The organism is Allomuricauda sp. NFXS6 (assembly GCF_040148835.1).
GTDB lineage: Bacteria > Bacteroidota > Bacteroidia > Flavobacteriales > Flavobacteriaceae > Flagellimonas.
In genome coordinates this window covers 311,331-333,837 of record NZ_JAGEMG010000004.1, presented here as the reverse complement: position 1 = coordinate 333,837, position 22,507 = coordinate 311,331, and the positions used below count along the sequence as shown (strand labels likewise).

14 protein-coding genes are annotated in these 22,507 nt (G+C 41.2%); 5 read left to right on the top strand and 9 right to left on the bottom strand.

Annotated elements, in window-relative coordinates; genetic code table 11:
- Window positions 1-6: 6 nt before the first annotated feature.
- The 3 genes from accB (at window position 7) to J4E06_RS08625 (ending at window position 3,098) form a co-directional block, all read left to right on the top strand.
- Entirely contained in the window at window positions 7-504 is a 498-nt protein-coding gene (accB, locus tag J4E06_RS08635; protein ID WP_349523623.1) for an acetyl-CoA carboxylase biotin carboxyl carrier protein, read from the top strand.
- Window positions 505-588: 84 nt separating this feature from the next.
- Complete coding sequence (accC, locus tag J4E06_RS08630; RefSeq protein WP_349523622.1) at window positions 589-1,947, top strand: acetyl-CoA carboxylase biotin carboxylase subunit; 1,359 nt, start codon at window positions 589-591, stop codon at window positions 1,945-1,947.
- Window positions 1,948-1,979: 32 nt separating this feature from the next.
- Window positions 1,980-3,098, top strand: a complete 1,119-nt coding sequence (locus J4E06_RS08625) for an NAD(P)/FAD-dependent oxidoreductase (RefSeq protein ID WP_349523621.1) — start codon at window positions 1,980-1,982, stop codon at window positions 3,096-3,098.
- A gap of 212 nt (window positions 3,099-3,310) precedes the next feature.
- Here the strand turns inward: J4E06_RS08625 and J4E06_RS08620 are convergent, their stop codons facing one another.
- From J4E06_RS08620 to J4E06_RS08580, 9 genes are all read right to left on the bottom strand, one after another.
- Window positions 3,311-3,973 carry an ABC transporter ATP-binding protein gene (locus J4E06_RS08620; protein ID WP_349523620.1) on the bottom strand — a complete coding sequence of 221 codons (663 nt, stop codon included), beginning with the start codon at window positions 3,971-3,973 and terminating at the stop codon, window positions 3,311-3,313.
- 10 nt (window positions 3,974-3,983) lie between these two features.
- Window positions 3,984-6,386, bottom strand: a complete 2,403-nt coding sequence (locus tag J4E06_RS08615; protein ID WP_349523619.1) for an ABC transporter permease — start codon at window positions 6,384-6,386, stop codon at window positions 3,984-3,986.
- Between the two features lie 23 nt (window positions 6,387-6,409).
- The gene (locus tag J4E06_RS08610; protein ID WP_349523618.1) at window positions 6,410-8,848 is read right to left on the bottom strand and encodes an FtsX-like permease family protein; all 2,439 of its coding nucleotides are present in this window, start codon (window positions 8,846-8,848) and stop codon (window positions 6,410-6,412) included.
- Window positions 8,849-8,870: 22 nt separating this feature from the next.
- The gene (locus J4E06_RS08605) at window positions 8,871-11,306 is read right to left on the bottom strand and encodes an ABC transporter permease (RefSeq protein WP_349523617.1); all 2,436 of its coding nucleotides are present in this window, start codon (window positions 11,304-11,306) and stop codon (window positions 8,871-8,873) included.
- Between the two features lie 21 nt (window positions 11,307-11,327).
- Window positions 11,328-13,727, bottom strand: coding sequence for an ABC transporter permease (locus J4E06_RS08600; protein ID WP_349523616.1), 2,400 nt, complete (start codon window positions 13,725-13,727; stop codon window positions 11,328-11,330).
- A gap of 44 nt (window positions 13,728-13,771) precedes the next feature.
- Window positions 13,772-16,189 (bottom strand): ABC transporter permease, encoded by a 2,418-nt coding sequence (locus tag J4E06_RS08595; RefSeq protein WP_349523615.1) that lies wholly within the window; start codon window positions 16,187-16,189, stop codon window positions 13,772-13,774.
- A gap of 35 nt (window positions 16,190-16,224) precedes the next feature.
- Complete coding sequence (locus J4E06_RS08590) at window positions 16,225-16,920, bottom strand: ABC transporter ATP-binding protein (RefSeq protein WP_288933964.1); 696 nt, start codon at window positions 16,918-16,920, stop codon at window positions 16,225-16,227.
- A gap of 69 nt (window positions 16,921-16,989) precedes the next feature.
- Window positions 16,990-18,240: an efflux RND transporter periplasmic adaptor subunit gene (locus tag J4E06_RS08585; RefSeq protein WP_349523614.1), complete on the bottom strand. Its 1,251-nt coding sequence runs from the start codon at window positions 18,238-18,240 to the stop codon at window positions 16,990-16,992.
- A gap of 8 nt (window positions 18,241-18,248) precedes the next feature.
- Entirely contained in the window at window positions 18,249-19,583 is a 1,335-nt protein-coding gene (locus tag J4E06_RS08580) for a TolC family protein (protein WP_349523613.1), read from the bottom strand.
- 204 nt (window positions 19,584-19,787) lie between these two features.
- On the opposite strand from J4E06_RS08580, the gene J4E06_RS08575 reads away from it, so the two are divergent.
- Together J4E06_RS08575 and J4E06_RS08570 are read left to right on the top strand one after the other, a co-directional pair.
- The gene (locus J4E06_RS08575) at window positions 19,788-21,152 is read left to right on the top strand and encodes a sigma-54-dependent transcriptional regulator (protein WP_349523612.1); all 1,365 of its coding nucleotides are present in this window, start codon (window positions 19,788-19,790) and stop codon (window positions 21,150-21,152) included.
- The gene (locus J4E06_RS08570; protein WP_349523611.1) at window positions 21,152-22,504 is read left to right on the top strand and encodes a sensor histidine kinase; all 1,353 of its coding nucleotides are present in this window, start codon (window positions 21,152-21,154) and stop codon (window positions 22,502-22,504) included. Before J4E06_RS08575 ends, J4E06_RS08570 begins: the two co-directional genes overlap by 1 nt.
- Window positions 22,505-22,507 lie beyond the last annotated feature (3 nt).

The following is a 22,507-nucleotide window of genomic DNA, read 5'->3' as shown; positions in this document are numbered from 1 at the left end:
TATTCCATGGACATTAAGGAAATTCAAAGTTTAATCAAGTTCGTAGCCAAATCGGGGGCTAGCGAGGTGAAGTTGGAAATGGAGGACATTAAGATCACCATTCGAACGGGAAGTAACGATTCCAACACACCGGAAACCACCATTGTTCAACAAATACCGGTAGCTCAAGCTCCATCTTCTGCACCGGCTGCTCCAGCGCCTGCTGCACCGGAAGCTTCGGCCCCTGCATCATCCGATACGAAAAAAACGGACGATAATTCAAAATATATTACTATCAAATCCCCGATCATAGGAACATTCTACAGGAAACCATCTCCCGACAAACCACCTTTTGTGGAGGTTGGAAGTACCATTAACCAAGGTGATGTCCTTTGTGTGATCGAAGCAATGAAACTTTTCAACGATATTGAATCAGAAGTTTCAGGTAAAATTGTTAAGATATTGGTTGATGATTCCTCTCCAGTAGAGTTTGACCAACCTTTGTTCTTAGTAGACCCATCGTAGTGAATTTTAAATGATATTTTTTGGGCAACATTTATGGCCCAAAACCATTTAAGATTTAGAATTCCGAATTTAAGATTGTGTTCTATGTTTAAAAAAATATTGATTGCAAATAGGGGTGAAATTGCCTTGCGGATTATTAGGACCTGCAAGGAAATGGGCATAAAAACGGTTGCCGTTTACTCCAAGGCCGATGAGGAAAGTCTTCATGTCCGCTTTGCCGACGAAGCCGTTTGTATTGGACCTCCCCCAAGTAGTGAATCTTATTTAAAGATTCCAAATATTATAGCCGCGGCAGAAATTACCAATGCCGATGCCATTCACCCAGGATACGGTTTCCTTTCAGAAAATTCCAAATTTTCAAAAATCTGTGCCGAGCACGATATAAAATTTATCGGCGCCTCTGGCGAGCAGATCGACAAAATGGGAGACAAGGCAACCGCCAAGGAAACCATGAAGAAAGCCGGTGTACCCACCGTGCCTGGCTCCGAAGGCCTGTTAAAGGATGTTGACCATGCCAAAAAGGAAGCCAAAAAAATGGGGTATCCCGTTATGATCAAAGCTACCGCTGGTGGTGGCGGTAAAGGAATGCGAGCCATTTGGTCCGAAGATCAAATGGAGAAAAACTTCAACAGTGCCGTTACGGAAGCTACTGCAGCCTTTGGCAACGGAGGCATGTATATGGAAAAGTTGATCGAGGAACCTCGGCATATCGAAATCCAAGTTGTGGGAGATCAATATGGCAAAGCCTGTCACTTGTCCGAAAGAGACTGTTCCATACAACGTAGACACCAAAAGCTTACCGAGGAAACCCCTTCTCCTTTTATGACGGACAAGCTCCGTGAAGATATGGGGAAAGCGGCTGTAAAAGCGGCAGAATATATTAAATACGAAGGTGCGGGAACCATTGAATTTTTGGTGGACAAACACCGAAATTTCTACTTTATGGAAATGAACACCCGTATCCAAGTGGAACACCCTATCACAGAGCAAGTAGTAGACTACGATTTGATCCGAGAACAAATTTTGGTGGCTGGTGGAGTGCCCATTTCAGGAAAAAACTATTATCCAAAGTTGCATTCCATTGAATGCCGAATCAACGCAGAAGACCCCTATAACGACTTTAGACCGTCGCCCGGGAAGATTACCACCTTGCATACACCGGGTGGACATGGAGTGCGATTGGACACGCACGTGTATAGCGGGTACATGATTCCACCGAATTATGATTCCATGATCGCCAAGTTGATAACCACAGCACAAACCAGGGAAGAGGCCATCAACAAAATGAGGCGAGCTTTGGACGAGTTTGTGATAGAGGGTGTAAAAACAACTATTCCATTCCACCGTCAATTGATGGATCATCCAGATTATTTGGCCGGCAATTATACTACCAAATTCATGGAGGATTTTAAAATGGACCCAAAATACAAAGACGAACATTAAACAAAGCCCCGATTTATCGGGGTTTTTCTTTTATGAAATTAAGTTATTGGGAACATAAGAGCTGGTTTTCCAAGGTCGATTTTACCATTGTTGGCAGTGGTATCGTTGGCATTAACTGTGCTATCAGTCTAAAGAAAAAGTACCCCCACAGCAACATTCTGATTCTGGAAAAAGGCAGTTTACCACAAGGCGCAAGCACCAAAAATGCGGGCTTCGCATGTTTTGGGAGCGTTTCGGAAATATTATCCGACCTAGAGCATCATTCAAAAGAAGAAGTAGGCCGATTGGTTCAAAAACGTTGGGACGGCATTCAACGATTGCGGAGTCTGTTGGGCGATGAAGCCATAGGTTTTCAATTGCACGGCAGTCACGAACTTTTTCCTTTGGAAAAACCTGAATTTTATGAAAAGTGTTTGGCATCCATTCCATACCTAAACGGTTTGATGGCGCCCGTTTTTGGTCAAAACCCATTTGTGACGAATCAAAACCTCTTCAATTTTGAAGGTATTCAAGAAAAATACATCACGCACCAGCTGGAAGGGCAATTGGACACGGGCAAAATGATGCGTTCCTTGATTCAGAAATGTATGTCGATGGACATTCCTATTTTGAACGGTGTACTGGTCAAGGATGTTTTTGAATCGAATAATCAAGCGACCATCGTAACTGATGACTTCGAGTTTTTATCCAAAAAAGTGTTCGTGGCCACTAATGGTTTTGCTTCAAAGTTGATAAAATCTGAGACCGTTAAACCCGCTAGGGCCCAAATTTTGGTTACAGAGCCCGTCAAAAATTTACATGTCAAAGGGACGTTCCATTTTGATGAAGGGTATTATTATTTCCGAAACATTGATAACAGAATCTTGTTTGGAGGTGGCAGAAATCTTGATTTTGATTCCGAGGAAACTACGGAATTTGGAGAAACACAAATTATCCAAAATAAGCTTGAAGCATTGCTCCATAATATGATTTTACCGAATCATCCCGTTAAAATTGAACGAAGATGGAGCGGCATTATGGGTGTGGGCAAACAAAAATCGCCTATTGTAAAACAGGTTTCCGATTCCATATTTTGCGGTGTTCGGTTAGGAGGCATGGGCGTTGCTCTGGGCAGCCTAGTTGGCAAAGAATTGGCCGAATTGGCTGATTGATTTTCAAGTGCAAGCTCAGGGATCAAGTTCAAGAACAAAGAGAAAAGAATCAAGAACCAAGACACAAGACTTCCTGCATCCGGCTTCGGACTTCTGACAAGTTCAAGAAAAAAAGATCCAAGACCGCTTTGCTGTTAGATACAAGAATGAAGACCAATAACTGAATCATCCAGCAACCTGAAACTGATTTTCCCGACTTCGGATATCGTGCATCAAACCATTCTACCATCCAATAAATTGATAGTCCTGGAACCATATTCAGCATTTTTCTCGGAGTGCGTCACCTGAATTATGGTTACCCCTTCATCATTCAATTTTTTAAACAGTTCCATGATTTCCTCTCCCTGCTTGGAGTTTAGGTTTCCTGTGGGTTCATCCGCCAATATCAGTTTAGGATTTGAAATCAATGCTCTAGCCACCCCGACCAATTGTTGCTGCCCCCCACTTAACTGGGCTGGAAAAAGGTCCTTTTTTCCTACAATATTAAAGCGGTCCAGCATATCGGCTACCATCGCCTTTCGTTCCGAACCTTTAATCTTTTTATAGATTAGCGGCATTTCCAGGTTTTCCTTTACCGTAAGCTCATCCAACAAGTGATAGGATTGAAATACAAAGCCAATGTATTGTTTGTACAGATTAGATCGGTGCTTTTCCTTTAGTGAATGAACGGATTCATCCAAAAAATTATATTCCCCTTCATCAAAAGTATCGAGCATCCCGATAACGTTGAGCAAAGTGGATTTTCCCGAGCCCGATGGACCCATTACAGAGATAAACTCTCCTTCTTCTACTTCCAGGTTAATGTCCTTTAGCAAAAAAATGCGTTGGCCGCCCGAGTTGACCCATTTGAATATGTTGTTGAGTTGTAATAGCATTTGATAAATTTTATTCGGTTCTTAAACTTTTAACTGGATTGGCTGTCGCCGCGTGGAACGATTGAAAACTACAAGTAATAATTGCAATGATTAACGTTACGAATCCTCCACTCAAAAACATCCAAACGGATAACTCAATACGATATGCAAACGTTTCTAACCACAAATCACCAAAGTAGTATACAAGAGGTGTCGCTATAAAGAATGCCAACGTTATCAAACCAATGAATTTTTTAGTAAAAAAAGAGAAAACCTCTAAGGTATTGGCCCCTAACACTTTTCGAATTCCAATTTCCCTTTTCTTTCGGGAGGCAATAAAGGACATCAATCCCAAAAGTCCCAAACACCCAATGCTTACCGCAAGAATAGAAAGAATGGTAAAACCCTTAAAAATAAGTTGTTCGAGAATATATTCCTTTTCAATAGAGTCATTCAAAAAACTAAAACTATAGGTTGAACCAGTAAATGTATTCTGCCATATGTCCTTTATCTTATCAATAGTCTCTGCATTATTGCCCCCAATTTTTATAAACGCCTGATTTTGAAAAAATGTCCAGTTCGCGATAATACAAGGTGTTATTTTCCTTTGAAAAGAATTGTTATGATAATCCTTAACGACCCCAATAATGGTTGCTGGCCCCTCATTAATCTGAATTTTCTTACCAATTGCTTCTTGGGGGCTCCAACCAAAGGGTCTCAATAAGGTCTCGTTAACAATAAATTCATCGAAAGCTTCCTTATTTGTGGTGAAGCTTTTACCTGCCAAAAGTTCCATTTCATAGAAATCAACATAGTGTTTATCTCCAATTTTCATTTCGGCTTCCAAAGCTTCTTCAGGAGGTTGTTCGGGCAGACGGAACCTTGTTCCCAATTGAAGACCGTTCACAGCCATGGGAGGCCCGGAAGCAATAGTGACGTTGGAAATATCATTGTTCTCCAGTAGTGACTGTCTATAAACCTCTAATTTTTCAAAATCGGGAGCTGGAGTGACCACAACGGCATCCGACGAAAATCCCATAGGTTCACTCTTAAAATAATCCATTTGCAATGAAACAATGATAGCCGCTATTACGAAAAGTTGAACCACTACGAATTGAAAAGTAACTAAAGACTTGCGTATATTTACTCCATTCTTTCCTGAAAATTGAACTTTGTTCCTAAGCGCCTTGACGGGTTTAAATGCGGAGAGGATTAAGGCCGGATAAAATGCGGCCAAAAAAATGGTTGAAAGGCCTATTATGAGTATTAGACCGATATGATTCAAGCCCAATTCCAGTTGAAGGTCGATTACCGACAAATTTTCATTGAGTTGTGATAATAAAATGTTCAGAAGCACAATGGAAAGAGCTAGCGACCCAAGGATTATCAAGCTATTTTCAAAGATGAACTGGATTATAAGATCTAACCGTTTACTACCAAGAACTTTGCGTATGCCCACTTCTTTGGAGCGTGAAGTTGATTGGGCGGTCAGCAAGTTGATGAAATTTACAATGGCTATTACCAAAATGAACAATGCAACAACAGAAAGGGTATAAAGTATGTTTGATGGCATAATATATCCACCAGGACTACTTCCGTAAAGGGTTTCGTTATGTATGTCGGTAAGAGGTTGGAAAAAATAAGAAATACGCTTATAATCCTCAGGCTTGAGGTACTTTTTCTTCCATGTCACAATCTTGGATTCGAGTGATTTTAAAAAAGTGGTGTTGGGCAAGACCACAAATGTTGTTCCTTGATGATTTGCTGACCAGTTTTGTACTAGACCCGGATTTTTTGTTTTGAAGAACTCATACGGAATTAGTAAATCGAAACGTTGGCTGGAGTTCCCTGGGACATTATTGATTATTCCAGTAATAGTGAGAGGCTCATCATCTTGGTCTACTATTGTCTTACCCAAAATGGACTTAAAATCTCCATCGGTATTTCCAAAGTATTTTTTTGCAATATTTTCAGTAAGCACGACAGAATTAATATCATCCAAGGCCTTATCAGGATTTCCTGATATCCATTCCAAATCGAATATTTTTGGATAAAATTGATCTACAAAAAGAACCTTTGGTTCTTCAAACCTTTTTAAATCCGACCCCTCTGCTATACTAAATTCCTGACTTACCGGACCCTGTGTTTGGGTTACCATTTCAATTTCAGGAAAATCGTTCCTAAGTGCTTCCGCCAAAGGGTAGGGGGTAATGCTCCAATATAAGGTCTGATCAGGCACCCTGTTATGCTGTACCACTCTATATATATTCTCCGATTTCGCGTGATAATCGTCAAAAGTTGATTCATACCAGACAAAAATCAGGATGACCATGCAAGCACTTATTCCAATGGACAGTCCAATAACATTGATAAAAGAACTGAGCGTATTCTTGATCAGGCTTCTCCAAGCGATTTTAAGATAGTTCCTGAACATTTTCTTTGGTTTTGATGATTTATTTATTCTATCCTAAGGCTTTCCACAGGGTTGATATTGGCTGTTTTGTAAGTTCTCGCCCCTATTACGGCCAAAGCAACCAGCACCATTCCCGTTCCACTGGCTATAAACACCCACCAACTGAGCGACGTCTTATAGGCAAAATCCTGGATCCATTCTTGGATCAGGTACCACGAAATGGGCACGGCTATGGCAAAGGCTATTCCTACCAAAATCAAAAACTCCTTGCAGAGCAATAAGTTCAATTGTGCTACATTGGCACCCAAAACTTTACGAACTCCTATCTCTTTTACTCTGCGTTCAGTGGTATAAACAACTAGTCCCATAAGCCCCATGCAACTAATTAAAATTGCCAAGCCTGTGGCCCACTTTAAAAGTTGCACCGTGCTTTTTTCACTTCTATAAAACCCTTGTACTATTTCGTCCATAAACTCGACCTGCACTTCTTCATCTGGGTAAACAGAGGCCCATGCCTGTTCTACCTCATCAATGGTTTTCGTCCATTGTTCGGAATTTTTGCCAAGGTCAAAATGAATTATGCCGAAACCACTTCCATAATGTCCCCTTACCACTAATGGTTTAATCTCGGACCGTAAAGATCTTTGATTAAAATCCCGCATTAGACCCACTATTGGTATTTTAAGCGTGTCCAGCTTAACAAAGGCGCCCACAACTTCCTCTGGGTTTTGGAAACCAATGGCTTTGGCAAAGGTTTCATTAACAACATATTCGTCAATACTATCATTCAATCTTTCTCTACCGGCCAATAAAGGAATGCCGTACGTTTTGAGATAGTTAGTATCTCCAATCAGCATTTGGGTTTCCTGATGCATTTCAGCCCCATCATCAAAATAAGTAAGCATGGTTGAGGACATGTTGTTGGATGCGGGTGGACTACCGCCCCAACTTACTTGTTCCAGTCCTTTGATGTTTTTAATTTGAGTGAACAGTCTTTCCTTTTTCACTTCCGCCCTGTTGTCCCAAGGCAAGGATACATAAGCTGCCGTTTCGGTCTTCATTCCCATATCCTTGTTCATTACAAAATGTAACTGCTTGGCAACCAATAGTGTTGCAATCACAAAAATCTGTGCCACCACAAATTGGAAAACCGTCAACGTTTTTCGAAGACGAACCCCTTTGTCTCCTTTAGTAAATTGACCTTTCAAAACGGATACAGGTCTGAATTTAGACAGCACAAAGGCAGGGTAGAATCCAGAAAATAAACTTACAATAGTTATTAAAATAAGTATTCCGATAATACCTTCCATACTGTATAAAACAGATAGGTCAATCTCACTAGGTAAAAAATCCGCAAATTGACGCAAAAGGAACGGCGCCATCAAAAGGGATAAAATAATGGCAAGGGTTGTTAAAATAAATGTCTCTCCCAAAAATTGCCGTACGACTTGCTTTTTGGAACTTCCCAAGGTTTTGCGAATCCCTATTTCCTTGGCTCGGGTAAGGGCTTGGGCCGAATTTAGATTTATAAAATTAGCACAGCCGAGCAACAATAGAAAAAGTGCGACAAAGCCGAGACTTTTTAAAACCTTAATACTGGCGACATAGTCGGAGTTGTTAAAGGGGTAATCCCCGTGTTCGCCGCCAAAATGAATATTCGAAAGTGCCTGCAATTGAAACAGCCGTTCATCATTAACTGCCCATGGTGCAGGGTTTTTATGTTCTTTGGCCAGAGCATCCAGTCGTGATTGGATTCCAGCAATACTGGACTTATCTTTTACCCTTAAAAATAATTGGTCGCCTGAACTTGTCCCGTTCCATGAGTCATCCGTGGCAATATCTTTTTTATCAAACATTTTTGCCGATTCCATGGACATAAACTCGGAAAACTTAAGGTCGGTGTTCTTCTTAAAGTCTGCAACAACACCGGTTACCTTTACGTTGATAGAGTCATTATATATCAACGTCCTGCCGACGACATCCGCTGTGTTCCTATTTGGGAAGTATCTTTCGGCCTTTTTCTGGGAAAGTACTACCTGTGCTGGTTGCGATAAGGCCGTTTGCCTATCTCCCGCCAACCATTTATAATCAAATAATTGAAAATATGTATCATCTGCTAAAATGGCATCTTCGCCATTTTTAAAAATCAAATCTTGGTTTTTGTTCTCTACTTTGGAAAAATGTGCGTTCATAAAAGGTACTGTGAGTTCCACACCGGGAACACCTTCTTTAAAGGTCTTCATTAAAGGAACAGACACGCCCCTATTGGAAAATTCATTTTCACCGGATTTAAAAAGGGTGGTTACCCTATAAATCTTGTCTTTGTCCTTATGAAAAGTGTCAAAGGAAAAATCAAAATAAACTATGGCACCAATAACCAAGGCTGAACATAGGCCAATGGAAAGTCCTATAACATTTATCAAAGAAAAGAGTTTATTCTTGAGTATGCTTCTCCAAGCTATTTTTAAGTTGTTCAAAAACATGGTTCTTGGTTTTTTGTTGGTTCTATTCTGTTCTAAGACTCTTTACTGGATTTACAATAGCCGCTTTAATACTTTGATAACTCACGGTCAACAGGGCAACTCCCACCGCCAATAATGCCGAGAGGGCAAAAATCCACCAAGGAATGTCTATTCGGTATGAAAAATCTTGCAACCACCGATCCATGGCATACCAACCCAACGGTAAGGCAATAAGCACGGCTAGCCCCACAAGTTTTAAGAAATCAACGGATAGTCGGTAAACAATCTGTCCGACACCTGCTCCCAAAACCTTTCTTACGCCAATTTCCTTTACGCGTTTTTGTGCATTGAATGTGGCAAGTCCTAAAAGTCCGAGGCATGCAATGATTATGGAAAGTATGGTAAAAATCATAAAGATTCTCCCCAAACGTTGCTCTGCTTCATAACTTGTGTTGAAAGAGTCGTCCATAAAATAACTATCGAAGGGTTGGGTAGGCGCCATTTCCCTCCAAATATTTTCAATTTCCGAAACGGTTCTCGACACATCGCCTCCATTGAGTTTTATGGCCAGATTGCTGGCATATTCTGCTCCATGGAACAGGGCCAATGCACCGACCTCATCCCTAAGGGTCTCGTAGTGAAAGTTTTTTACAACACCTATTACGGTAGAATAGCTTTCCTCTTGATCCAAATGCCCTACAAATCGGGTTCCAATAACGCTTTCAGGGGTTTTTCCCAGAATAGCAACGGCCTTTTCATTAAGAATCACCGCTGATGAATCCGTCGCAAACCTGTCCAAGTCAAATGCTCTTCCTGAAATTAATGTAAGGTCTATGGTAGACAAATAATCTTCATCCACTGCCCATTGTTGCATATTGATGGATTTTTCTTGACTACGGTCTTCGGCCAACAAATAAGTTCCGTTGCTACGTGCGGATGGAGTGGGCAAATAACTGCTTAAAGTAGCTTTGCTGACTTGGCTAATTCGCAACACAGCATCTTTAAATGCCTGTTTTTTTCCTTCAAGGGAATTTACTCCGCCGATTACAAGCACTTGGTTTTTGCCATACCCAAGGTCCTTTCCCTGAATGTATCTAAGTTGTTGAAATACGGTCAACGTGCCCATGATCAAGAACACTGATATACTGAATTGAAATATTACCAATGCATTCCTAACCCTTCCCCCACCAATAGCATTGTCTCCTTGACCCTTCAATACTTTTGCCGCGACAAAACGTGACATAAAAAAGGCAGGATAGCTTCCGGAGAACAACCCAAGAATCAATGTTGCCAAAAGCAAAACCAACCAAAATAAAGGGTTTGAAAAAGGGATTGACAAATCTTTTCCTGAAAGATCATTATAAAATGGCATGGCAATAGATGCTATGATCACCGCAAATATCAATGACCCCATAGCTATAAATCCGGATTCCGTCAAAAACTGTCCAATCAATCCACTACGCTGAGAACCAAGTGTTTTCCGAATCCCGACTTCCTTTGATCGTTTGAGGGAGTGGGCCGTGGATAGGTTCATAAAGTTTACACTGGCCAACACCAAAAGAATCATGGCTATCGCCCCAAGAATGTATACGTTTTTAATATCACTCACAGCACTGAATTCAGGACTTCTTCCAGAGTGTAAGTGAATATCCGTTAATGGAATGGTGGAATAGTTCACATAATTGCCCGAATCCAAAAATTGTTGTTCGGTAATACCAGGGAAGAATCTTTGTGCGTACGGAATAAGGTATTTTCCGACCATGCCCTGCATTTCGTCCTGTATGTCCGAACCAGAAGCTCCGGGCACTAATTTTATAAATGTGTAATAATTATGGTTTCCCCACTCGGCGAGTTGAGCATCTTCGTATCCAGACATGGCCAAGAAAATGGGCTTATCTCTAAATATTGAGTTTTTAGGAAGGTCCTCTATTACACCTGAAACAGTATACACATCTTGGTCGTTGATGACGAGCGTTTGCCCTATGGCTTGATCTACTGGAAAATGTTTTTCGGCTGCAGTTCTAGTCATCACCAAAGTATTGGGTTCTACCAATGCGGTGCGCTCATTCCCATAAAGCAATTTAATGCCGAACATTTTGAAAAATGTGGAGTCGGCGTATGACACTTGGGGTTCCCTAACATTGTCTGTCACATCTTGTGGTCTGATTAAAACACTTCCTATGCCCCTAAATCTTGTGGCCATTTTAACCTCTGGAATATCGGTTACCATGGCTTGGGCCATGGGTGCGGACACCTGTGAAGACCTTTCTGCCGCTCCACCAAACTTCATGTCCGTGTTGATTCGGTAGATTCGTTCTGCATCGGTGAACATTTTATCGTGGCTCAGGTCATCATAAATATAAAGACCGAGCAAAAGCCCACCAGCCATTCCAATGGCTAATCCAAATATGTTGAGGAAGGTGAAGAATGGCTGCTTTTTAAGGCTTCTCCATGCTATTTTGATGTTATTCTTAAACATGATTTTCGTTTTTTGATTGATTTATTCCGTTCTCAAACTACGGGCAGGGTTGGATTTTGCCGCCTTAATGGCCTGAAAGCTTACCGTTAAAATGGTAACCGCTAAAGCACCGATCATGGCCAGAGCAAAAATCCACCATTTCAAAATCACACGATATGGATACTCTTGTAACCAACCGTTCATTACATAATAGGCTATAGGGACTGCTATAAAACAGGAGATAATTACCAGTTTTAAAAAATCCCTAGACAACATGTTCCATACATTGAACACCGAGGCGCCCAGTACTTTCCGTACCCCAATTTCCTTGGTTCGTTGCTCCGCCACAAAGGAGGTCAAACCAAATAATCCCAAACAACTGATCAAAATGGCAAGGGCGGTGAAAATTCCGGAAAGACGGCCTATACGTTCTTCGGCGGCAAATTTTTCACCATACTCTTCATCCACAAAATCGTATTGAAATGGGATATTGGGAAAATGCTCTTTAAAAACTCGTTCGATTACCGCTATATTTTGGCTGGCACTTTGGCTAGGGTTCAACCGCATATTATAAAAAGAACCATTTCCATTTTTGTCAAACACATACATCCCTTGTTTTACGGGTTCGTATGGAGATTGGGCGATCATATCCTGGACCACTCCAATAATCTTCATTGGATCGAGAGGGTTTTCTGTGTCAGGATCAGTGATTAATTTGCCTATAGGATCTTGAAGGCCCATGTATTTCACTGCAGTTTCATTAAGTAGAACAGCAGTAGAGTCAGAAGCAAACTCTCGTGAAAAATCCCTTCCTGCTATAATTTTTAAATTAAGGCTCTTGGCATATTCTGGAGATACTTCGGTCCAAGCCAAATCTTCTTGAAAGCCCTCTGGTTTACCCTTCCATTCAAATCCACTCCGGTTGGACCAAATATTTGTGGTTGGAGCACTTGAAGTTGACATTTCGGTAACGGCTCCGGAATTGATGAATTCTTCCCGCATCAATTCAAACTTTCCGGTAAAATCCTCACTCATTGTCGGCACTTGTACCAAACCTTCCTTGTCATAACCAATAGGCCTGTTTTTTGCGTGGTTGATTTGCTGCATCACGATTACAGTGCCTATAATGAAAGCCACGGATACCGTAAACTGAACCACTACCAAGATTTTTCTGGGCAAACCAGAATGTTTACCCGTTTTAAAGGTGCCTTTTAGCACATCAACTGGTTTGAACGAAGACAAATAAAGTGCAGGATAACTGCCTGCCAATAATGCGGTAAACAGAATGAAGACCAAAGACGACGCCCAAAAACCAATGGAGGTCCATGGAAACACCAACTCTTTCCTGGCCAGGTCGTTAAACCCGTTAAGAGAAAGCACTACAATGGCAACAGCAATAACAAATGCAAAAAGCACTACCAAAAACGACTCACCCAAGAATTGATTGATCAATTGACTACGTTGTGACCCAATCGATTTTCTGATGCCCACTTCCTTGGCCCTCTTCTCGGACCTTGCAGTACTAAGGTTCATAAAGTTTATACAAGCCAAAAGCAATACGAAAGCGCCGATGATACCAAATAACCAAACGTACTTAATTCTACCACCGGCTTGTTTTCCATTTTCGAATCGTGAACGCAAATGCCAGTCCTTCATAGGAAGCAAAAACAATTGAGGGTTGAATTCCCTAGAGTTTTCGTTGAGGTCTTTTTTTATATTTTTTATCTTATCTGTGACCGCTTCCATGGAAGTATTGTCCGCAATCTGGACAAACATCTGATAAGAGTTGTTGCCCCAGTGGTCTACAGAATTTTTGATCCATTCATTAACGGAAACGTACTTGTCCCATGGCATCAAAAAATGGGTGTCATTGAAGGAAGTGTTGAACGGAATATCCTCAAAGACTGCCGTTACCATCATATCATACTGACTATTGACTTCTAAAATCTTACCAATGGGATCCTCGGTACCAAAAATTGCATCAGCTGTGGATTCGGAAAGCATGATGGAATTGATTTCCCGAATTCCATCCTTTTCTCCTTTTAAAATATTAAGGTCAAACATTTCAGGAGCCTCTCTTTGTATAAAGTTTCCCTCCCGTGAAATGCTGGTTTCCTTGTATTTAAGATACTGTGGAGTGGTCCAGGATGACATCACTACATGCTTAAAATTATCCATATAGCCTTCCCTAATAGCCATTTCTAAAGGTCGTGGAATGGCAGGCCCAGTTCCTGTTTCTCCATTATTTGTCTGGGATTGATATACCTGCGCTATTTGATCTTTGTTCGAAAAATAACTGTTATGGGAAAGCTCATCCTTGATCCATAACCCTATAATTAAGGCCACAGCCATTCCAAGTGCAAGACCGCCCACATTAATAATGGTATAACCCTTGTTCTTAGTAAGGTTTCTCCAGGCTATTTTTAGATAATTCTTAAACATGATTGATGGTTTTTGATACTGAAACAAGTCCAGCACGGGTTGTTTTATTCTGTTCGTAATCCTTTTGTGGGCTGCAAAAATGCCGCTCCTATCGATTGATAACTAATTGTAAGTATTGCTATGCCAAGCGCTATAAGTGCCGCGGTTGCAAATATTTCCCAACCAATGGTTATGTGATAGGCAAACCCCTCCAACCATCGGTTCATAAAGTACCACCCAATTGGAATTGCAATGCAGATGGAAATAACGATCAGCTTTAAAAAATCGAGCGTGAGCAACTGGTAAATGTTCTTGAACGGAGCCCCCAAAACACGTCGGATGCTTATTTCCTTTCTACGTTGCTCCACCATAAAAGCAGAGAGAGCAAATAATCCCAAGCAAGCCACAAGTAGGGCAAATAGGGCGAAACTGTTGAATATTTTGCCCATTCGATGGACGTCATCGTGCATTTGTGCAAATTCTTGTTCTAAAAAGGTGTAGTTGAGTGCTTGGTTCGGTATATTTCTGTTCCACACTTTTTCTATGGACGATAAAGCTTCTGTTGGATTCCCTTTTTCCAGTTTTACGGAAACTGCACCAATGTCTTTTCCTATTACCAAGGAAAGTGCTGAGATATCCTCTTTCAAAGATTTAAAATGGAAGTTTTCAATTACTCCAATTACCTCAAAGGTTTGACCGCCATTGTCAATTTTTTTGCCAATTGGGTCTTTTAAACCTAAATCAGAGGCCATTTTAGTATTGATGACAATGGAGTTAATGGAATCGAATGCAAACTTCTTGGAGAAATCCCTCCCTTTTGTCAGTTGAATGCCCAAAGTTTTAATATAGTCGTAATCCACTCTCCAAATTTGAGCTGGAATGCCTCTACCGCCATCATCTTGCCCTTCGACCATAAAGGTGTTGCCATTTCTACTTCCCCCATCAACAGGTAAATAATTGGTAGACGTAACGCCTTTTACTTGAGACAATGATGCTAGTTGCTCCTTAAAAGACCCTATTTTGTTCCCAAGAATATTGGTTCCTTCTAGAACCACAACCCGCTCTTTATCATATCCCAACTCCTTACTGATTATAAAGTCCATTTGACGGTAAATAATCAGTGTTCCAATAATCAAGATTACCGAAGTGGTAAACTGAAAAACCACTAAACCACTCCTTAATCTTCCACTTTTACTTCCAACACTCAGCGTGCCTTTTAAAACGTTCACTGGTCTAAATGCGGATAAATAGAATGCTGGGTACAAACCGGCCAAAACCCCAATCAATAGAGCGGCTATCAATAAGGCTGGAAGAAACCACCAATCGGACCATGGCAATTCCATGTTTTTGGAAGCAATCTCATTAAAAGTTGGAAGCAAGACCCATGCAAGTAAAACTCCCAAAACAAAGGAAATGATACTGAAGATCACAGACTCCGTAAGAAACTGGTTCACGAGATTATTCCTAAAAGCACCAATAGTTTTTCTAAGCCCCACCTCTTTTGCCCTATTGGCCGATTTGGCCGTGGAAAGGTTGATAAAATTGATCATGGCCAAGAGCAATACAAAGGCGGCGATTGCAGCAAACAACCAAACAAATTTGATGTCGCCATGCCTTAATCCATCCTGCATTTTCAGATCAGATTTCAAATAAATATCCGTTACGGGTTGGAGCTTGTATTCCGCAGTTCTAAGCACATCGATAAAGTCGGCTGAACGACCCCTTTTTATTTGGGCCGGAATGATATATTTTTCAACAATCAAAGACATTTTATGTTCCAATGCCTTAATATCCGTATTTGGGTTTACCAGCACATAGGTGAAGTAATTCTGGTTGGTCCAATTCTGATTGGTGTCCTCAATGGGCAACAAAAAGTCGAAATCGAGATGCGAATTCTCCGGTACATCTTCCATAATTCCCGTAATCGTGTATGGTTTGGAGGTATCATTGTCCAAGAATAGGGTCTGCTGCAAGGCATCTCCGTTCGGAAAATACTTGTCCGCCTTTGAACGAGACATTACGATACTACTGGGACGTGAAAGTGCCGTTTGGGGATTGCCCTCTTGTAGCTGGATTTCCAAAATATCAAAAGCCTCTTGGTCGGCAAGGATAAAGTTTTCCTCAAAGGTGTTTTCCTTTTGTCCGTTGACCCGCATTCCTCTTTTGCCCGCACCAAAAATTTCGATAGTATTTACCTTTCCTGCTTTGGTAATTTCCGGAAAATCGGATTGGAGCGCATCAGCAAAGGGCAATTGAAAATGCGTGCTCTTCATCACCTCTCCTTGAACCTCTCCCTGAAATACCACTCTATAGATCTGGTCCTTTTTTGCATAGTGCTCGTCGTAGCTGACTTCATTTCGGATAAAAAGAGCAATTAAAAGGCAGGCGGCGATGCCCACAGCAAAGCCCCCAATTTTGATAATAGTGAAGAGCTTGTCCTTTTTAATGGTTCTCCAGGCAATATTTAGGTGGTTCTTGAACATATTGATTTGATTGTTTTTGATTGATGAATAAACTCCTACACCATACTTTTCATGGGCTTGTTTTGACTTTCGGTTACAATTTGACCGTCGAATAGGTTGATGACCCTATGTGCGTAATGCGAATCGCGATCAGAGTGCGTTACCATAACAATGGTAGTTCCCTCTTGGTTTAGCTCTGTCAACAGGTTCATTACCTCGATACCGTTTTTGGAATCCAAGTTACCAGTTGGCTCATCCGCCAAGATCAGTTTTGGATTGGTGACCACGGCCCGCGCTATGGCTACCCTTTGCTGCTGACCTCCGGAAAGCTGTTGCGGAAAGTGTTTTTCCCTATGTGCAATCTTCATGCGCTCCAATACTTTCATAACTTTTTCCTTTCTTTCGGCCTTGTTCATTTTTAGGTAGATCAAGGGAAGTTCCACATTTTCAAAAACGGTAAGCTCATCAATTAGGTTAAAGCTCTGAAAAACAAAGCCCAGGTTACCTTTCCTTAACTGGGTTCGCTGGCTTTCTTTTAATCCACCTACTTCGTGCCCTGCAAAATTGTAGCTGCCCTCAGTAGGATTGTCCAGCATGCCGATGATATTAAGCAAAGTGGATTTTCCGCACCCGGAAGGCCCCATGATGGCCACAAATTCGCCTTCTTCTACTTTTAAATTTACCCCGTTCAACGCCAAGGTCTCTACCTCTTCTGTTCGGAAACTTTTTTTAAGGTCTGTTATCTGTATCATTTTTTTGATGGTTGTTTTATGTTTTATTTAAAGACTACACTTTTTTGATTGATGTTACATTTCTACGAATTATTTCAGCACAATCCGTTCTGCATCACCGAAACTATCGTAGTTGCTGGTAATGACCTGTTCTCCTGGTTGAAGTCCTTCGAGGACCTCGTAATATCTAGAATTTTGTTTTCCCAATCGCACATTACGCTTAATGGCTTCGTTGCCATCGGGGCTTACTACAAATACCCACTGGCCACCCGTACTCTGGAAAAATCCTCCTTTGGGCAACAACAAAGCATCGTTGGACGCTCCCAATTGCAGGCGTATGTTGTAACTCTGACCCGCTCGGATGGTTTCCGGTCTTTCATCCAAAAAAACCAAGTCCACGCGGAACCTGCCGTTCCTTACCTCGGGATATACTTTGCGCAAGCGCAATTTGAATTCGTTGCCATTACGCTCCAAAGTGGCGGAAAGATCTCTTTTTACACGATCAATGTAATGCTCGTCGATATCAGCTTCAATTTTAAAGTCCGTAAGTACGTTTATTTGCCCTATTCGTTGCCCCTGTGAAATATTCTGTCCGATTTCAGCATCCAAAAACCCTAATTGTCCATCAGCAGGGGCCCGCACATTTAAATGATCCAAGCGTTCGTAAACCATGGACAGGGTCTTCTGCATCCGTTCTAAATCGGTATCCAATCCTTTTAGGGAAGTTTCCCTTAATTCATCATCCTGCTCGGTCTGAAGTTTAACAATTTCCAACTGCTTCTCGGCCAGTTGATAGTCCTCTTTGGCCTTTAAAAACGTTTCCTTCGAAACCAATTCTTCTTCGTACAATTCCTGATTCTGCTCATAGGCCCGTTTTAACCGTTGTACATCATATTGTGCCGTGGCCAAGGATTTTCTGCCTTCAACCTGTCTGGAATCAAAAGTTAGTTTGGTAGATCGTAGGTCGTTCTGCTTTAGCGCCAGGTTACTTTCGCTTGCCAAAATCTGCTCGTACAGGGCCATGTTTTCCAATTTCAAGATGATGTCCCCTTTTTCAACCATGGAACCTTCTTCTATCAATTTTTCGGAAACACGTCCTCCTTCATAAGCATCCATATAAATGGTAGCAATTGGTGCAACATTACCGTTAATGGTTATGTAGTCATCAAACTTGCCATCGGTTACCGCAGAAATGGACAAACGCTCCTTTTCTGTTCTAAAAGTGGACATGGAACTGGCAAAAATCAATTTATAGCCAACAAACAAGAGCAATATGCCCAAAGCGATATAGCCGTAATGCTTGAGTTTAAGTCCTTTCTTTTTTTCTAATTGTATATCCATGGTATTCTTTAGTTGATATTAAAAATTGGTAGCCCGTTATAAAAGTCAATGGTGCTTTGGTTGACTTTTAACCTTAGACCTACTTGTAGGTTTTGGTTCTGCGCAACACCGTAAAGGTTCTTTGCCTGAAAAAGTTCCAAGGCATTGATCAGTCCTTTCTCGTATCTTTTTTGAGCTATGTTGAAGGCGATTTGCTGTGACTCCACTTGTTTTTGGCTCTGTTCGTATTCTGCAATTAGGGCCCGATTATCTTGCACCAATTGTTGCAATAACTGAAAAAGTTCCTGCTCTTGAATTTCCAAGTTGTTCTTCGCTTGCATGTATGCTATTTTCTGTTGCTTTACCCTAGAGTGGTTTGCCCAACCATTGGTGATCGGAATGTTTAATTGGGCTCCAAAAAATTTGGAAGAGTTATCGTTGAACTGTGTTTTAAAAGGTATAACATTTCCGTTTTCATCCACATTGGTCTCAAAATAGCTGGTTCCGTAACCCGCAAATAAAGACAAGGAAGGAAACAAGCCTCCCCTAGTGGCGTTCAATTGTTTTTTGGCCGCGGTAACCCTAAACTCTTGCGATTTAACCAAAGGCACAAAACCCCTCGCGGTTTGGTACAGGGAATCCAAGGTAACATCTTCATTTATCAAGGCTTGCTCCAAGGTTTCCTGAATCTCAATGTCTGACACACTGGTCAAATTCATTTCTTGCAAAAGAATCAGTTTGGCATTGGCCAGTTGATTTCTATTTTGAGTCAACAACAACTTATCTCCTAAAAGGTTGGATTCTGCTTCGTACAAATCCGCTCCAGCCATAAGTCCCAATTCTACCTGTTTTTCAACCAAATCGTAGTTGCCTTGGGAAAGCTCCAACTGTTCCAAGGTATTGGCTACTAACCCTTCATAAAATTTGATGTCATAAAAAGCGCTCATTACCCTAAAGGCCAGTAAAAACTTTTGCTGTAAAATATCTTCTTGAGTTGCCTTGTAAATAAACTTGGATGCTCTGATGGTGTTCAATTTTTGAAATCCACGAAACAAGTCCAGATTGGCATTAAGGGAATAATTGTTACTGAAGAACTCCGTATTCACAAAATCGTTGGTCTGTGGATCTGCAGATCTACCGTATCTAATACTGTAATCGGTGGATCCATTTACGGATGGCAATAAGTCTCTGACCGATTGCCTATAAGATTCCTTGCTAGATTCATTGTTATACCTAGTACTCTTCACCTGAAGGTTGTGCTCAATGGCGTAATCCACACATTCATCCAATGTCCAAACCTCTTGCGACATTCCAATGAACGAAGCAAATAATAGTAAAGTTGTAATATGTTTTTTCAGACTCATAATTTTATCCTGTGCCAAATCAATGTCCATTCTTATGCCAAAATAAAATTATACTGATTATCAGATGGTTATGCGAAAAAAAATATAACGACTGGTGGCTGGGTGTAAAAATTTTGTACAAAAAATGTCCAAATATTTTACAGTCTAACAAAACATATCGAAGCAATTACTAGTTTTAGCTATCCAATTGAATCTAAAAGCCCTATGGTTGATGCCAATATTTTAGTGGTTGACGATAATAAAAGCGTATTGAGCGCTTTGGAAATTCTATTGCAGTTTGAGTACAAAAGCGTACAAACTATTTTTAATCCCAACCAGATTTCCTCTTTTCCCAAACTAGAAGATATTGATATCGTACTCTTGGACATGAACTTTTCTGCTGGAGTAAACACAGGTAACGAGGGATTGTATTGGCTCAATGAAATCAAAAAAAGGTCGCCGAATACTTCCGTGATTATGATGACGGCCTATGGTGCTGTAGACCTTGCCGTTAGGGCACTTAAACAAGGAGCCTCCGATTTTGTGCTGAAACCTTGGAACAACGAACGTTTGATGACCACTGTGAAATCGGCCTACGAGCTGCGAAAATCCAAACAGGAAATACACAACCTCAAGAAAAAAGAGAACAACCTAAAGCAGGTCATCAACGAGGGTCGAAACTATATCATTGGTCAATCCAAAGCATTGACCTCGGTACTGAATCTCGTGGCCAAAGTGGCCAAAACCGATGTTAATGTGCTCATCACAGGTGAAAATGGTACTGGAAAAGAGTTGATTGCACGGGAGCTCCATCGGCTGTCAACACGAAAAGAAGAGGTTTTTATTCCAGTGGATATGGGATCCATAGCCGAAAATTTGTTTGAAAGTGAGCTTTTTGGTCATACAAAAGGATCCTTTACCGATGCCAAAGAAGATAGGGCAGGTAAGTTTGAAGCTGCACACCAAGGCAGCCTGTTTCTGGATGAAATCGGAAACCTGTCGCTTCAGATGCAGGCCAAACTATTGTCTTCCATCCAAAACAAATCCGTTGTGAGGGTCGGTTCCAATAAATCCATCGACGTAGATATTCGACTGATCTGCGCCACAAACTGTAATTTGGAGCAAATGGTAGCGGATGGTTTGTTCCGGGAAGATTTGCTATACCGTATCAACACCATACATATTGAAGTACCGCCATTGCGGGAACGCGATGAGGATATTTTGGTGCTTGCCGATTTTTTCCTGAAAAAGTTCGCCCACAAATATGACAAGAGCGGGTTACGAATCAATCAATTGGCGCAAGAAAAGCTTATGGAGTACCCTTGGCCAGGTAATATTCGGGAATTGCAGCACACTATGGAGCGGGCTGTAATCCTGTCTGATGGCACTGTTTTAAAGCCATCAGATTTTCTATTGCATGCCAAGCCCATGCAGTCCCTTGATAATGAGCCCATAACCCTGAACGAAATGGAGCAGCAGATGATTTACAGGGCCTTGGAACAAAATGAGGGAAACTATTCTGCCGCTGCGGAACAATTGGGCATTTCTCGGCAAACGCTGTACAACAAGTTGAAGAAAAAGAATCACTGATGGCCAGTAGAAACTTTTACATTCAGTTAATTTTTAGGGTAATTTTCCTTACCCTTACCGCCATTGCCATGGCCTTTTCTTTATCATACAAATGGTATTTTGCCATGGGGCTTTGCGTGCTAATTTTAATAGGCCAAGTATTTACGTTGATTACTTTTATAAATCGTACCAATCGAAAAATTGCCTATTTCTTCGATGCCATCAAAAATGAGGATTTCACCCTACGTTTTCCCGAAGGAGTAACAATTGATTCTTTTAAAGAGCTTAACAAAAGCTTAAACCGAGTTAATGGGCTTATACAGGAGGTACATTTGCAGCTTCAGTTCAGGGAACAGTATTACCAAGAAATTTTAAAACAGGCCAGTATAGGGATTATGACCTTTAACGATAAAGGACACATTCTTTTTGCCAACCCAACCTTGGAGCATTTATTGGATTACACACCTTTGAACCATATTAAGCAGCTAAAGCAAGTGGACGAAAAGCTGTACCAAATTTTCAAGGATTTTCAGCCCTTTCAACGAAAACTGTTCCAACTGTCCAACGAAAGAGAGCAAACCCAGTTGGCTTTAAAATGTACTCCTTTAAGATTGGATGGACAATCGTTACTATTGGTCGTAGTTCAAGATATTCATAAGGAACTGGATGAAAAAGAAACAGAGTCTTGGGTGCGCCTTATCCGGGTACTTACCCACGAAATCATGAATACCATTACCCCGATTGCCTCCATATCGGATTCCATCATTAAATATTACCGTAAAGGAGACAAGATTGTACCACTGGAAGAGTTGGAGGAAAGCCAGATAAAAAATACCTTGAAAGGGTTGGAGGTCATAAAAGATCAGGGGGGTGACCTTATGGATTTTGTACAGTCGTACCGAAGCCTATTGCACGTACCGGACCCGAACAAAACCCTTGTGAAGGGCAAAGATCTTTTGGAAAAGATCAATGTGTTGATGTCCGCAAGGCTTATTGAGGGCGAAAGCGAATTTAAGACAATATGTGAACCAAAGGATTTAGAGCTTTATATTGATGAAAAGCAAATTTCCCAAATATTGATCAACCTAGCTAAAAATGGCCTGCAATCCGTGGAGTCCACCAAGGGTGGAAGCGTGCAAATAGTTGCGGGAATCGATGAAAACGGTTCTAAATATATTGATATTAAGGACAACGGCCCAGGAATTCCGCCAGAGCTGATGGACGAAATATTTGTGCCCTTTTTCACTACAAAAAGTGAGGGTACGGGTATTGGCCTCAGTCTTTCCAAACGAGTAATGCAGCTGCATGGCGGAGGCATACAAGTGCGTTCGGTGCCGCATTCAGAAACTGTTTTCCGACTTACATTTGCGTAATCA